Genomic DNA, 13,723 nt, shown 5'->3' on the forward strand with positions numbered 1-13,723 from the left:
AGGTAATGCAATGGATAAATTGACAAATGAAGAATTAGTAGAATTGTTTAACAATGGATCTAACGATGCTGGGAACGAATTGTTTAACAGGAATAAAGGATTAGTATATGACGTTATTTTAAAATTTAACAACAAATGCAGGTTGAGTAAAGAAGATATTGAAAGTGCAGCGTATTATGGATTTTCAAATGCTATCAAATTATTTGATATATCAAAAGGAATTAAATTTACTACATATTGCTATAACTCTATGAAAAATGAAATTTGTAGATGTTTGCAGCATTATCAGTATAAGAAAAATGATGATACAAATTTAACTATTTCATCTTTAGACATAGAAGTGTCAGGTGATAATAAAAATTCTTTATTAATAGAAATATTAGATGTGTCAGATAAAGATGTTTTACATAAGAAAGACTTTACATACTTACATAATGCAGTTGAATATGCGAAATCTTGGATACATGAAAAGTATCATCCTTACTTACTACCTTTAATGTTCAGAGAAACAACTACAAATGAAGTAGCGCCATTCATTGGAGTCAGTCCAAGAACAGTACATTATACAACAACAATGTTTAGAGAACATGTACGTGAGTTTATTTACCATTACTCAAGTGGTGAGATCGTTTCTTAAATTTAAATAAAAAATAAGTATTATCGAAAGGAAACTGATAATGAATAAATTAGAAATAATTAAGAAGCAATGGAATAAATATGAGACAGAATTTGGTGAAAGTGATTATATGGACATCGATACCCATACGAGCATGGCATTTAATGTTCCGAAATTATTAAACAAATTAGGTAAAATACATAAAGATTTAGTTCAGATGAAGAAGGTTGGAAATTGCACATATGTAGATATCGATTATATGTTAAATGCAATTGAAAATGATAAATATTAATTAAGAGGTGACACTCATGAGCTTAGATGGTTTTAAGTCCCATGTATTGAGAGAAATCGATACTCTTTATAAACAGTCAGAGAAGAGTAATTTTGTTGCTAAATCATCAGAAGAGTTCAATAGGTTTGTATTTTTAAATGAAATTCTTGATGAATTAGAATTGTATGAGAAGAACGAAGTTAAATAATAATTCACTTTTATGAAAGAAAGGAGAGATAAGAATTAAGAAGTGCTATACATGTGGTGAAACTAAAGATTTAAACTACTATTATTCTCAAAAATACAAGAGGAAAGACGGGAATGTGACTATTTCTTATCATAGAGAATGTAAAGACTGTGCTAAGAAAAGGACTGCTGCATGGGTAAAGAATAATCCAGAAAAAAGAAAAGAATATATAAAAAGAGACAATGCAAAAGAGAATAGTAAATTGAGAAGGAAAAAGAAGAATACTGAGTATTTAAATGATGGTACATTTAAAAAATGGCAAATGAATAATAAGGATAAACTTACCAGTTATCGATTAAAAAGACAACAACATAAGACTCACACAATTACTAACGAGGAATGGAAAGTATGCAAAGAGTTCTTTAATAACAAGTGTGCTTATTGTGGATTACATATTGACAATCACTTCAATAGATATGGGGGAGAACTTAAATGGTCTGATTTCCATAAAGAACATGTTGATCATAATGGAAGTAACGGAATAGAAAATTGTGTTCCATCTTGTAAAATGTGCAACAGTAATAAATGGACATATAAATTAGAGGAATGGTATAACGATGGAAATGAAATATATGATAAATCAAGACAGGACAAGATATATAAATGGTTAAATAATTTTAATACAGAAAATACATAAATAAAAAATAATAAAATACACGTATTATCAAAAATATAAAAAATGAGGAGATATCTTAATGAATGATTTTTATTACAATCTGCCAAAGTTAAAAGCAAGAGTTAAAGAATTAGAAGACAAAGAAGCAAGATTGAACGAAATTAAATCTAAGTTAACAATTGGTACGATTATTTTTGACTTAGATGCCAGAAAGGAAGCTAAAGTTACAAAATTAAAAAAATGGAAGTAATGACTTTGAAGCAGATTATCTAGATGGTACATATGGTAGAGGGTATCATTATTTAGTGTCAAATTGGAAATTTGTAAATTAAAAGATAATGACTCGTAATAATAAAAAGTAAAAAGGAGATATGTGAAATGGCAGAACAAGCATTTGAAGGTACTGTTTTAGAGGGAAAAGAAAGACGTTATACAATAATTAATGAGCGTGATGTTGAAAAATATTTAAGTATCAGTGAACGACAGGATTTAGCGATTGTATTGGATAGAATTTTAGGAAATATTGAGGATGGTCGTGAAAAAGATGGTAAGAAGCCTTATAACTCTTATATAGTAATTAATACAGATGAACCTTATATTAATGAAATTATTAATGTTATGAAGAGACATGGACATTTTGATTAGGAGGTGTAAATTTGAATACAGAGTATCTAAAAGAGCAACTGGACAATATTATGATTTTTCGTAATACATATAAAACATCAAGTACAGAAGATAAGTATTTACATAATGAATTATCAAAAGTAGTAAGGGTAGTTAAGGATAAAATTTGGAATGAAGAACACGATAGTCGGAATAGACATAGATTAAAAACTAAGATTATTGATGGGGTAGAAATTGTAATACCTGAATTTATGAATGGTCTTGGTGAGGAGTACCAATATAAATTAATAGATAGTGATCTATATGTAATCCCAACTAATTATAAAGAAGATAAAGATGGATCATTTCATCAATGGGCATATGCGTACATAAAAGAAAATGAGAATAAACATACCAGACTTACAGTAAGTGTATTAGGTAACGATAAGTATGGAGATAGAATTTTTACTGAAGCTGAGTTTCATAAGAAAGTAGAAAGTGATTTTAGATATTCAAGTAAGAACTATGGTAAGAATGATAGATTCCCAGAGAAGTTTAGAAAACAAGTCGAAATAATTATTGCTGAATACAATAAGTTGGATGGGGTTAATAATTTTAATCCTCTTAATTAAATAAAATACATAAAAAGGAATGGTGTATGGTGCAATTTACTTTAACTAAAGATCAATACAATGAAATTAAAAAAGATATTTTAAATAGTCAATTCGATTTTACATTTGAGAAGAATAAACTGAAAGCATATTTAGGAGAAGACTTATACAGCTCACTAAAGAAATCAAAAGCTATCATTGCAGGAGGTATGATTTCAAGCTTATTTACTAATAAAGAAATTAATGATGTAGATGTATATTTCCGTGATTATAATTCACTTTATTTATTTGCTGAACAAACTTTATCAGGGAGTCATGTAGTCTCACACACAAATAAAGCTACACAATTTATTAAGAAATACTTAGATAATCAAATTTTAGTACAGATCATTCATTATCGCACATATGGAAAAGTTGAAGATATTTTTGATACATATGATTTTACAGTTTGTATGGGTGCTTATGATTTTGAAATTGAAGAATTCATTCTACATCCAGAGTTCTTAAAGCATAATTCACAACGTATTTTACGATTTAATTCAAACACTAGCTATCCATTAATTTCAGCTATTCGTACACAAAAGTATGAAGATAAAGGCTATAAAATCACAAAGGCAGAATATTTCCGTATTCTAATGACTTGTATGACATTGGATATTAAATCTTATGATGAGCTAAAAGAACAACTAGGTGGTATGTATGGTGAATCTTATGATCGACTATTCGATGATGTAAAGGATGAAAAGTTTGATTTACAAGTAGCTATTGATCGTATTGCAAACTTCTCTAAATCAGAATCCTACTTCAAAGAGTACCGACCTATCGATTATGATATTGATGACATTTTAGATGATTTAGATAAGGGTGAAAGATTCGTTGTTAAATTAAAGGATGGTAATGAATACAGAGTTATTAATGGTGAAGTAATTGGAGAATATTCATCAGAAAAGGAAGCAACTGAAGTTGATGTTCAAGAGTTTTATAAAGATAAGAAATTCTATAAGTTTGTTCAAAAATCAGGAGAATCATTACAGAGTTTCTTCCGTTCCACATTTAAATATGTAATTGGAGAAGAAGTGACTGCTGAAAAAGAATATCCTAATAATTCATACGGTGCTCACGGCAAATTATTCTTCAATCATAAATACGAATTAAAGAGTTCAACATATTTTAGTAATACTGATAAGGTATTAATTGAAGTTGAAATTGATGGAGCAAATGTGATTGAAGATAGCTCGAATGAAATCACTGCTACTAAATGTAAGGTTGTTAGAGAAGTACCAGATGCAGAATGGAAAGAGTGGCTTGGAATTAAGGATGAGCCTAGCGTGGAAGTAGTAGATGTAGAAGATTTTCCTTACTAATTAGATAATATTTCAGTTTTATTAAAAGAGGAGAGTGATATAGCTTGAATGACTATGTAATCAATATCTTATCAGTTAGTACATACATATCAACAGTATTAATTATAGTTTTAGGATGTCTAGTAGTAATTAGTTTACTTTTATATCCTATTTGGTACGTATTTAACTTCTGGTTATATAAACGTATTAAAGGTGTATCTTATTTTGTTCAGTTCATCAGATATAAGAAACAATTTATCAAGTGGTATAAAGATACACGACCAGATGTTTATAAACCTAAATTGAAAGAGGGAGAATAATATTATGAATAAGTTAAACAAAAAGGAAGTTGTCAATGCGTTAAATAGTCTAGAGGTTATTGAAGCTAGTGGAGGAGATTGTGCATACGTACTAGTTGAAAATAGTAAAGAAAATCATGAAATACTAAATGAAGTAGGTATTTCAAGTGATACGATCAATCAATATGGTGATGAAGAAACATTCTGCATCTTGTCCTTAGGTTTTAGTGAGGGATTAATTGATTTATATGATGGAAGAAAATGTATTTGTTTTGATAATGAAATTAAATTAAAAATCGATACTGGTAAAGAAATAGTTCTATATAAAACAGATGATAGTGTTAACATTTCAATCCATGAATACAGTGGTGATGTGTACATTAAAGAACTGTCTAAAGAACAGATTAGCGATATTGTTAATTGATAAAGTCCGTATAATTGTGTAAAAGTAAAAAGGCCATATAACAGTCCTTTTACGGTACAATGTTTTTAACGACAAAAACATACCCAGGAGGACTTTTACATGACCCAAGTACATTTTACACTGAAAAGCGAAGAGATTCAAAGCATTATTGAATATTCTGTAAAGGATGACGTTTCTAAAAATATTTTAACAACGGTATTTAATCAACTAATGGAAAATCAACGAACAGAATATATTCAAGCAAAAGAATATGAACGAACAGAAAACCGACAAAGTCAACGAAATGGCTATTATGAGCGCAGCTTTACGACACGTGTAGGCACGCTAGAATTAAAAGTACCCAGAACACGTGATGGCCATTTTTCACCCACAGTGTTTGAACGTTATCAACGAAACGAAAAAGCCCTCATGGCTTCAATGTTGGAAATGTATGTATCAGGCGTTTCAACTCGTAAAGTATCAAAAATTGTGGAAGAACTTTGTGGTAAATCCGTCTCTAAGTCCTTCGTTTCTAGCTTAACAGAACAGCTAGAACCTATGGTTAACGAGTGGCAGAATCGTTTATTATCAGAAAAAAATTATCCTTACTTAATGACCGATGTACTCTATATAAAAGTACGAGAAGAAAATCGAGTACTCTCAAAAAGCTGTCATATAGCGATTGGAATAACCAAAGATGGCGACCGTGAAATTATCGGCTTCATGATTCAAAGTGGCGAAAGCGAAGAGACCTGGACAACATTTTTTGAATACCTAAAAGAACGCGGTTTACAAGGTACGGAACTCGTTATTTCTGATGCGCACAAAGGATTAGTCTCTGCCATTAGAAAATCCTTCACCAACGTAAGTTGGCAAAGATGCCAAGTTCACTTCCTAAGAAATATCTTTACCACCATTCCTAAAAAAATTCAAAATCTTTCAGAGAAGCTGTTAAAGGAATTTTTAAGTTCACAGATATTAACTTAGCGCGTGAGGCTAAAAATCGATTGATTCATGATTATATCGATCAACCAAAATATTCAAAAGCTTGCGCATCATTGGATGATGGATTCGAAGACGCCTTTCAATATACCGTACAAGGAAATTCCCACAATCGACTAAAGAGTACCAATCTAATTGAACGACTGAATCAAGAAGTACGCAGAAGAGAAAAGATTATTCGCATCTTCCCCAATCAAACATCAGCCAATCGCTTAATTGGAGCCGTTCTTATGGACCTACATGATGAATGGATTTATTCTTCAAGAAAATACATCAATTTTGATAAGTAGAAATGGTAAAAACATTGTATAGCATTTTACACAGGAGTCTGGACTTGACTTGTTAATTTCTTATCTTAAATAATAATCACATTTTATAAAAAATTGGAGGAAGATAGATGCATAAATTTTATGAGGATTTAAAAGAACTGATCCTTAATCAAGATGAGTTGAATAAAAAGACTTTGATTCCTTACTATGAAACGTTATTTCAACTCAGTAATTATCAAGAAATGAAAGAGCTATTAGATACTTATCAGAAAAAAGAGTATACGATTGACTATAATGATGCTGAAGAGAATGATTGGCATTCTAATGGTTGGTTAGAAATTTACAGTCACAATGATTCTACCTCATTTACGATTGAATTAGATATTGGTGAAATGAAAGGTCATTATTGTCAATGCAATCCTGATGACGAAGGTTACAACTCTAATAAAGGTTGCTGTGGGATTCTTTGCGATGCACATTTACCTAAAGTATCTATTATTAAAGAAGTTAAAGTGATTAATCATGAGTTTCAGGGATATGAATGTGATCTATGGGAATTAGAAGAAAAATGGCTTACTGATTATGAAAAAGAAATACTACATAAGAAGAAATTAGAAAAGGTTAGTAATTTAGAAGCTCAAATCGAGCAGTTACAAAAAGAATTAGCTGCTGTAAAATCTGATATTAAAAATTAATTAAATAAATACATAAAAATGCTTGAAATAAAAAATGGTGATGTTATAATAAGAGTATAGTTAAGAAAGGGAGTGAGGACTATGGTCAGTAGATTAACTTATGAAGAAGAACAGGGAATTTTAAACGGATTGGATTACATAAATGATCAGACAGAATTTAATCGTGAAAATGCTGTTTGGTGTAGTAAGATAATCAAAAAGCTGCTACTAGAATTACATTTTATGAGAAATGATATTATAAATAAAGAAAATACATAGAAAGTAAGGTGATATAATGATTGAACCTCCATTAGAATCCAATCAAGTACAGTTAACATCACAGCATAGAATCAGCTTTGATCGTTATAATAAAACACTTAGCTTTAAGTATCAAAAGCGTGGTGGAAAAGGAAAAAATGCTCCTTTAATCGAGGAGTACGCATACGGTAATGAGAAACACTTCGGAAACTTTAAGACATTGACACATCGTTTATTAGAAGAAGAATTTAGAGAAGGCTTAACTACCGAGGATATATCGAGTGTTGATAAATTTATTGCAGCGTTAGACAAGGCATCTGACCATATCAATAAAGTTGCTAATGAAATGTATGAATACATAAACGATAAAGTTATTATTGATTTAGGTGAATCTACAAGTGGTCGAGGACGCAAGAAGGTAAAAGGTATTGAGGTTTTAGAAGATGAAGTTAATGACGGTGATGCTGATTGACGAAGCGTTATGTTGGAATTGACCCATCTTCAATGACAGGATTCTTCATACAAGACGAATTAGGTAAGATTATAGTTGAAACTGATTTATTCTATACATATAAAAAAGACCCTGAAAGAATGATTTACATTGCCGAGGAAATAATTAAAAAGCTAAACATAAATACTGATATTATTTGTATCGAAAATTTTAGTTATAACTCATTAGGACAAGGAATTGATTATCAGTACGGTGTAGGCTGGATTATAAGAGAACATCTTCATAAGGCAGGATTCTCTTATTACGATGTAGCTCCAAAAACATTAAAGAAGTTTGCAACTGGAAATGGAAACTCTTCTAAAAAGACAATGGTAGCACCAATAGAAAGACGATGGGGATTTAAACATCCAAGCGATAATGTTACTGATGCATTTATATTGTCAGAGATTGCTAAAGCCATTGATCAAGGTAATGAATATGTTGGATTAAGAGAGTATGAGAAACAAGTAGTGAAAATAGTTAAAAATAGTATTTTGAACAAAGAGCAATGGAAAGAAGTTAAACCTCCTCCTTGGATGAATAAAAGGAGTAAGTATTACTTTAAACGTGAAGGTTTAGAAGAAAAGGATTGTCTTATTGAAGATAAGTAAGATATGATACATAAACTAGTTAAACTATCGAACCATGAACGATGTAAATAATTAAAATTTATCTATTGTTAGGTAATATATAAAATAACACATGTTCTCAAATTTAAAATGTTCTCAATAAATTCCTAATATTATTTAAACTTTAGTTAGGTATATTGTGATTGGTTCGATAATTAAAAAAAGAAAATACATAATTGAAATGGAGAGATTTATTAATATGGCTAAAACAACTCATGGTTTACCAGAAACAAAAGGGTTCTTCCGATTACGAGGACTAGCAACAGGATTAAAAAAGGAAGACGCACTTAAACCACAGACATTCCCATCTGGAGCTGAAAAGAATACAGCAAAATTTGGTGTAAAGGTAGACCAAGAATCAATCATCTTTGTTAATGTAGAAGGTTTTAAAAGTAAGAATGCTTATTTGTTCAAACAGTCAGAAGTTAAAGGAGAGAAGTCACAACAAAAAGTTGTACCTTGGGATGATCGATATAACTACGAAGAAGAAGGATTTAAAGTTATCGGTACTCGTTTAGGATTAGAAAAAGATGATAAAGGTAAGAACATCATTTCTACATTTGCACAATATGATGCAGCAGAAGAAGTAATTGGCGGTTTAAGCGATGACACCTCTATTTATGTGCAAGGTCAAATCGAATACTCTTCATTTAAAAATCGTGAAGGTGATGCAATTCGTAATAAAAAACTGCTTGCTGATGCAGTGTTCTTAAATTCTAAAGATATTGACTTTGAAGAGGAAGGTTTTGAATCATTATCAGATTTCAAACAGACCATTGTGTTTATTGGAATTGAAAAAGCAGAAAATGTAGATAAGTTCCTAGTTGAAGCAAAGATTATTACTCAAAATTCAATCGAGAATGCTGAGTTTGTAATTTATGAGAAATCTTTAGCAAATATGATTAAAAAGAATCTAAAGCCATACACAGCTATTGCCGTTAGTGGAAAGATCATTAATAAGGCTGACGTAGAAGAAGTAAAAGAAACTGATTCTTGGGGAAAAACAAACTCATTTGACAGAGCTAATACATCGTATACTCGCGAATATGTAATCGAAGGTGCTAACCCAGAAACAATTGATGTTGAAACTTATACTCAATCAATTGTAGATGAAGCATTAGAGAAATTGAATGCTGAAGGTCAACAAAAATCAACTGATACTTGGGGTAAAGGCAAAAAAGAGGAAGTTGAGATTGAGGAAGACTTATTACCTTGGTAACAGACATTACGGAAGATATAAAAAATATTACTTTATACATAATGGATGAATTAAATATTGATAGAATGCCAACAATTGAAGAAATAAGGAACTCAAATTATCGTGAATTGGAAAGAATGATATATTCTAATGGTGGTATGACTTTGTGGGCGAAAAAATTAAATTTGCCCACAAAGAAAAAGATATATATAGATACCAGTTTGACAAAAGAAGAAGAGATAATCAGAGGCATTAAACAGGTTCAGGAAATATTAAAGATAAACTGTATGCCAACATATAGTCAAATTAGAACAACTTTAGAGAACGGTTGCAGCATAACAGGATTAATCTCTAAAGGTAACGGCTATAGATACTACGCTAACTTATTAAACTTAGATTTACAAACTTCTGAAACCAATTTTGGAATAGATTATGAATTTAAAACACTAGACATGTTATTAAATAAAGGTTTTGAAGTTGAAAAAATGAGTGTTAAGCATCCATACGATTTATTAGTAAATAAAGAAACTAAAATTGATGTTAAGACATCTAATTTGCATAACACTAAAACTGGTTCGTTCTTCAAGTTTAATATTTGGAGCAAAAAGCATAATTGCGATTATTATATAGCACATTGCGTTCTTGATGAGGAAATATTTAAAACTTTAATTATTCCTTCTAAGGAACTACGATCTTATAATTTTAGTGTAGGAATGAGAAGTAAATATGACGTGTATAAAGATAAGTGGGATTTAATAAAACAGTCATAACATTTTTAATTAAAGTAAAAAATACATAATTAATAGGAGTGTAATTTATTCATGGCAAAAGCTAAACGTGGCAGTACAGTAAAAAAAGGTTTAAAATTCTTTAATTTTGGTGAAGCAGGAACTTGGAAATCTACATTTGCATTAGACTTCATGAAGATGAAAAGTGAAAACGGAAAACCGTTACGTGTATTGTATATCGATTGTGAAGCAGGTAGTGTAGATAACTATCTTGAATCACTTGAAGAGCAAGGTATTAACCTAGACAACCTTTTACTTGTATATACAACATCTTACTCAGAAGTTGAAGAGTGGGCACAAAAAGCAATGCAAGAAGAAACGCTTTACATAGAAGATGATGATGGCAATTTAGAAGAAGTGCTTGACGCAGACGGAAATCCATTCGTTGCAGATGTAATTGTAGTAGATGGTATTACTGTAATTAGTGATAATGTAAAGTTTGCAGCAATTAATGTATCCGAAAAACGTGCAAAGTTAAAAGCTAAATCTCAAGATAAAACAGCAACAGAGCAATTTGTAGCTGAATCTACAGCAGGGTTAGAGTTTAAAGATCACGATAAAATCAAAATGAAAGGTAAAAATTTATTACGTAGCCTTATTACTGGTACAGATAAATATGTAGTAGTAACTTCTCGTGAGAAAACTAAAAAGCAGATGGTTGATGTTGATGGAAAAATGCAGTTAGTTGAGGTTGGTAAAGTTCCTGATACGTGGGATGGAGTTGAATATGAATTCTTTACAGTACTACGACACTTTGAAGATGATATGGGTCAAATCAAAGCACAGGTAATGCGTAAAGACCGAACACAAGTTTATGCTCAGAATGTTGTAATTGACGATCCTTCACCTCTATTATGGCAAGAGGTAATTGATAAAAATAAAGGTAAAAAATCAAATATTGTAGGAAATAGTATGTCAGACTCTATCAAAAAAGATGAAGACTTACTGTCTGAATCAATGACAAACAAAAAAGAGAAAGTGCAAGAGGAAGAAACTACTTCGGATGTAACTGTAGATGGTTTACGTAATGAGATTGGAAAATTAATTTCTACGTTAACTCCGTTGAAAAAGAAGTCATTAGGTGCAAAAGTTAAGGCATCTGGCTTAGATATCGATTTTAATCAAATTGAAGCTATTTCAGATTTGGAGAAATTCCTAAAATTAGTTAAAGAATAATACATACAACAATAGGGGATTGAGCTTTCTCTTTCCCCTTATTTTTTAAAATGAGGTGTAGCTGCTATGAAATACAAGTGCCATTCATGTGATACAAAAAAGCTAAAAGAATTAAAATTACAAGGATTAGATAAAGATAAAGATGGAAAGTCGATTAGATTACAATCAATTGATACTGAAAAGGATTCATACTTAAAAATAAACGGAAGGTATTACCATGAGGAGTGTTTTAGAAATGAATTAATTAAGAAAGGTAAGATGAGCAAGGAGGAAATAGATAACATGATTATTGGCTGTCAATTAGAACAACGTAAAGACAAATTGTTAGCCATATCTAAAAATAGATTTTATGAATGGATAAAAGAGCATTATCAAGTTACATTGCCCAATTATTATTGTATGAGGATTGATAAGATCACACAAGGGAGAGATGAGAGGGTTTATGGTTCGATTTCCTATGATGAATTTCTAGAAATGTACTCTATGTTAGTCAATTACCTAGCAAAGCAAACATTAAATAAAAAATTCAAAAACACTTCCCAGAGAATGAATTATGAGTTAGCTATTGTTATTAGTAAATATGAGGACTATAAGAATTACAAAGAAAAGTTAGAAGAGAAAAATTATCAAGTAGTTGACATTAAGTCTAAAATTGAATCATCTAACAAGTTTAATCAAGTGGTTGAAAAAGCTAGAAAAGATGCAGAAGATTTCAGAGTGGCAGACATTCACGATGAATTGATTTAGGAGGAAACAAATGGTTGAAAAAAGAAAAGATAATGACTATGCTTCTGAAGCATTACTGGTCGGTTCATTATATAAGAATGTAGATTTATACATAGAATATGCAGATTTAATTAAATCAAAGTACGATTTTTATGATGAAGAGCTTAGATATTTGTACGATATGTTTGAACTGTTTTATATGACATTCTCTCAAGAAATGAATGAATCGAAGTTTACAATTTTTATGAATCAGGATAATGAGCGAGCAAAGAGATATAAAGATATAGGCGGTTGGCGAACAATAGAATATCAAATGAGCCTAGCTGATGATAAAGATGTCGATAAATATTTTGACACAGTGAAAAAGTACTCACTAATACGTGAATTCGCTAGAAAAAACTTCCCAACAGATAAGATGTTGCAGCATCCTAAGTTCCCTCAAATGAAAGCAGAGGACATTATTAGCACAATGCGTTATGCGGTAGATAATATCAACACTGTAATCGGTGGAGGTAAGCAAGCAACGCTGTTAGGTAGTAAATTTAAAGATAAATTAGAATCATGGAAACAGACTCCAGATATCGGACACCCACTACCTTTTCCTAAGTGGGATGAGTACTTTAGAGGGTTACGTAAAAAGAAAGTACTGGTTGATGGTATGTTATCAAATGAAGGTAAAAGTAGACGTATGGCGAAGGTTGTTAATTTTATTGGTGTATTAAAACGAATTCCTGTTTTAGTCTTAGTTAATGAGCAAGATGAAGATGAATGGTATGCCATGCAGGCATCAACAATCTGTAATAATCATGAGTTTAATTTCTTAAATTCAAATCCAGATAATAAAGAGTCACTAACTAATATCACTGAATCAGATATATTAAATGGTGTTTACGAATCAGAAGATCAATATCGCTTAATTACTGAAATTGTTGGTGAGTGGATTAAAGAAAATACAAGAGTTTACTTTTTAGAGCTAAATAAATATTCAGACGAAGATTTACAACGTGAAATAAAAAAGCATGTATTAGGGTTAGGTGTAGAAGTAATCTATTACGATACATTAAAAGGATACAAGGGCGATCAGTGGGAAACAGTAAAGCAGACAACGACAATGATAAAAAATGTTTGTGGTGAAATGAATGTTGCAGGGTACTGTACAATCCAATTAACCGACGAGACACACAATATCGACATTTTTGATTTAAACTCGAACAACATTGCAAATGCCAAGCAGCTCTATCACGTAGTTGATCACATGATTTTGGAGAAACGATTAAATCCAAACGATTATCATAAATACAGAATTACTAATGAATGGGGTACATATGAATTAGATAAAAACAAAACATACTACGGTCAAAAAATAGCAAAAAACCGAGGTACAGGTAAGGGAACTGTCTTAGTAACTGAGGTAAATCTAGATAGGAATACATGGTATGAAGTAGGGTTTCTAACCAAGGTGTTTAAACCGAAGAACGATAAATAACTTTATATGTAATTGAGG

The 13,723-nt window shown here is 30.8% G+C and carries 18 protein-coding genes and 1 pseudogene; all 19 read left to right on the forward strand.

Annotated features, from left to right (window positions below):
- Positions 1-10 precede the first annotated feature (10 nt).
- The 19 genes and pseudogenes from NP781_RS04865 (at position 11) to NP781_RS04955 (ending at position 13,705) form a co-directional block, all read left to right on the forward strand.
- On the forward strand, positions 11-637 hold the full coding sequence (locus tag NP781_RS04865; protein WP_257521583.1) for a sigma factor: 627 nt from the start codon (positions 11-13) through the stop codon (positions 635-637).
- 40 nt (positions 638-677) lie between these two features.
- On the forward strand, positions 678-908 hold the full coding sequence (locus tag NP781_RS04870) for a hypothetical protein (RefSeq protein WP_257521584.1): 231 nt from the start codon (positions 678-680) through the stop codon (positions 906-908).
- Positions 909-924: 16 nt separating this feature from the next.
- Entirely contained in the window at positions 925-1,095 is a 171-nt protein-coding gene (locus NP781_RS04875) for a hypothetical protein (protein ID WP_257521585.1), read from the forward strand.
- Between the two features lie 115 nt (positions 1,096-1,210).
- The gene (locus NP781_RS04880) at positions 1,211-1,771 is read left to right on the forward strand and encodes an HNH endonuclease (RefSeq protein WP_257521586.1); all 561 of its coding nucleotides are present in this window, start codon (positions 1,211-1,213) and stop codon (positions 1,769-1,771) included.
- A gap of 58 nt (positions 1,772-1,829) precedes the next feature.
- Positions 1,830-2,000 (forward strand): hypothetical protein, encoded by a 171-nt coding sequence (locus NP781_RS04885; RefSeq protein ID WP_257521587.1) that lies wholly within the window; start codon positions 1,830-1,832, stop codon positions 1,998-2,000.
- Between the two features lie 128 nt (positions 2,001-2,128).
- Positions 2,129-2,395, forward strand: a complete 267-nt coding sequence (locus tag NP781_RS04890) for a hypothetical protein (RefSeq protein WP_257521588.1) — start codon at positions 2,129-2,131, stop codon at positions 2,393-2,395.
- 11 nt (positions 2,396-2,406) lie between these two features.
- Positions 2,407-2,985: a hypothetical protein gene (locus tag NP781_RS04895; RefSeq protein WP_257521589.1), complete on the forward strand. Its 579-nt coding sequence runs from the start codon at positions 2,407-2,409 to the stop codon at positions 2,983-2,985.
- A 26-nt stretch (positions 2,986-3,011) separates the two neighbouring features.
- A complete protein-coding gene (locus NP781_RS04900; protein WP_257521590.1) occupies positions 3,012-4,328 on the forward strand; it encodes a Gabija anti-defense Gad2 family protein in 1,317 nt (438 codons plus the stop codon).
- Between the two features lie 303 nt (positions 4,329-4,631).
- Entirely contained in the window at positions 4,632-5,030 is a 399-nt protein-coding gene (locus tag NP781_RS04905) for a hypothetical protein (protein ID WP_257521591.1), read from the forward strand.
- 99 nt (positions 5,031-5,129) lie between these two features.
- A pseudogene (locus NP781_RS04910) lies at positions 5,130-6,301 on the forward strand (IS256-like element IS256 family transposase).
- A gap of 107 nt (positions 6,302-6,408) precedes the next feature.
- Positions 6,409-6,975 (forward strand): hypothetical protein, encoded by a 567-nt coding sequence (locus NP781_RS04915; RefSeq protein WP_257521592.1) that lies wholly within the window; start codon positions 6,409-6,411, stop codon positions 6,973-6,975.
- 81 nt (positions 6,976-7,056) lie between these two features.
- Positions 7,057-7,233 (forward strand): hypothetical protein, encoded by a 177-nt coding sequence (locus tag NP781_RS04920; RefSeq protein WP_257521593.1) that lies wholly within the window; start codon positions 7,057-7,059, stop codon positions 7,231-7,233.
- 16 nt (positions 7,234-7,249) lie between these two features.
- Entirely contained in the window at positions 7,250-7,684 is a 435-nt protein-coding gene (locus NP781_RS04925; RefSeq protein ID WP_257521594.1) for a hypothetical protein, read from the forward strand.
- Entirely contained in the window at positions 7,681-8,313 is a 633-nt protein-coding gene (locus NP781_RS04930; protein WP_257521595.1) for a hypothetical protein, read from the forward strand. Before NP781_RS04925 ends, NP781_RS04930 begins: the two co-directional genes overlap by 4 nt.
- 217 nt (positions 8,314-8,530) lie before the next feature.
- Positions 8,531-9,550, forward strand: coding sequence for a hypothetical protein (locus NP781_RS04935; RefSeq protein ID WP_257521596.1), 1,020 nt, complete (start codon positions 8,531-8,533; stop codon positions 9,548-9,550).
- Entirely contained in the window at positions 9,544-10,299 is a 756-nt protein-coding gene (locus NP781_RS04940; protein ID WP_257521597.1) for a hypothetical protein, read from the forward strand. Before NP781_RS04935 ends, NP781_RS04940 begins: the two co-directional genes overlap by 7 nt.
- A 51-nt stretch (positions 10,300-10,350) precedes the next feature.
- Complete coding sequence (locus tag NP781_RS04945) at positions 10,351-11,493, forward strand: P-loop NTPase family protein (RefSeq protein WP_257521598.1); 1,143 nt, start codon at positions 10,351-10,353, stop codon at positions 11,491-11,493.
- A gap of 66 nt (positions 11,494-11,559) precedes the next feature.
- Entirely contained in the window at positions 11,560-12,240 is a 681-nt protein-coding gene (locus tag NP781_RS04950) for a hypothetical protein (protein WP_257521599.1), read from the forward strand.
- A gap of 10 nt (positions 12,241-12,250) precedes the next feature.
- Complete coding sequence (locus NP781_RS04955) at positions 12,251-13,705, forward strand: hypothetical protein (RefSeq protein ID WP_257521600.1); 1,455 nt, start codon at positions 12,251-12,253, stop codon at positions 13,703-13,705.
- Positions 13,706-13,723 lie beyond the last annotated feature (18 nt).

Origin of the sequence: Lysinibacillus sp. FN11, assembly GCF_024628845.1 — a bacterium.
Classification (GTDB): domain Bacteria; phylum Bacillota; class Bacilli; order Bacillales_A; family Planococcaceae; genus Lysinibacillus; species Lysinibacillus capsici.

What these genes read in the sequence shown, in the direction of transcription:
- NP781_RS04865 (WP_257521583.1), top strand. Translation starts at nt 11, where the DNA reads ATGGATAAATTGACAAATGAAGAATTAGTAGAATTGTTTAACAATGGA.
- NP781_RS04870 (WP_257521584.1), top strand. Translation starts at nt 678, where the DNA reads ATGAATAAATTAGAAATAATTAAGAAGCAATGGAATAAATATGAGACA.
- NP781_RS04875 (WP_257521585.1), top strand. Translation starts at nt 925, where the DNA reads ATGAGCTTAGATGGTTTTAAGTCCCATGTATTGAGAGAAATCGATACT.
- NP781_RS04885 (WP_257521587.1), top strand. Translation starts at nt 1,830, where the DNA reads ATGAATGATTTTTATTACAATCTGCCAAAGTTAAAAGCAAGAGTTAAA.
- NP781_RS04890 (WP_257521588.1), top strand. Translation starts at nt 2,129, where the DNA reads ATGGCAGAACAAGCATTTGAAGGTACTGTTTTAGAGGGAAAAGAAAGA.
- NP781_RS04900 (WP_257521590.1), top strand. Translation starts at nt 3,012, where the DNA reads ATGGTGCAATTTACTTTAACTAAAGATCAATACAATGAAATTAAAAAA.
- NP781_RS04905 (WP_257521591.1), top strand. Translation starts at nt 4,632, where the DNA reads ATGAATAAGTTAAACAAAAAGGAAGTTGTCAATGCGTTAAATAGTCTA.
- NP781_RS04915 (WP_257521592.1), top strand. Translation starts at nt 6,409, where the DNA reads ATGCATAAATTTTATGAGGATTTAAAAGAACTGATCCTTAATCAAGAT.
- NP781_RS04920 (WP_257521593.1), top strand. Translation starts at nt 7,057, where the DNA reads ATGGTCAGTAGATTAACTTATGAAGAAGAACAGGGAATTTTAAACGGA.
- NP781_RS04925 (WP_257521594.1), top strand. Translation starts at nt 7,250, where the DNA reads ATGATTGAACCTCCATTAGAATCCAATCAAGTACAGTTAACATCACAG.
- NP781_RS04935 (WP_257521596.1), top strand. Translation starts at nt 8,531, where the DNA reads ATGGCTAAAACAACTCATGGTTTACCAGAAACAAAAGGGTTCTTCCGA.
- NP781_RS04945 (WP_257521598.1), top strand. Translation starts at nt 10,351, where the DNA reads ATGGCAAAAGCTAAACGTGGCAGTACAGTAAAAAAAGGTTTAAAATTC.
- NP781_RS04950 (WP_257521599.1), top strand. Translation starts at nt 11,560, where the DNA reads ATGAAATACAAGTGCCATTCATGTGATACAAAAAAGCTAAAAGAATTA.
- NP781_RS04955 (WP_257521600.1), top strand. Translation starts at nt 12,251, where the DNA reads ATGGTTGAAAAAAGAAAAGATAATGACTATGCTTCTGAAGCATTACTG.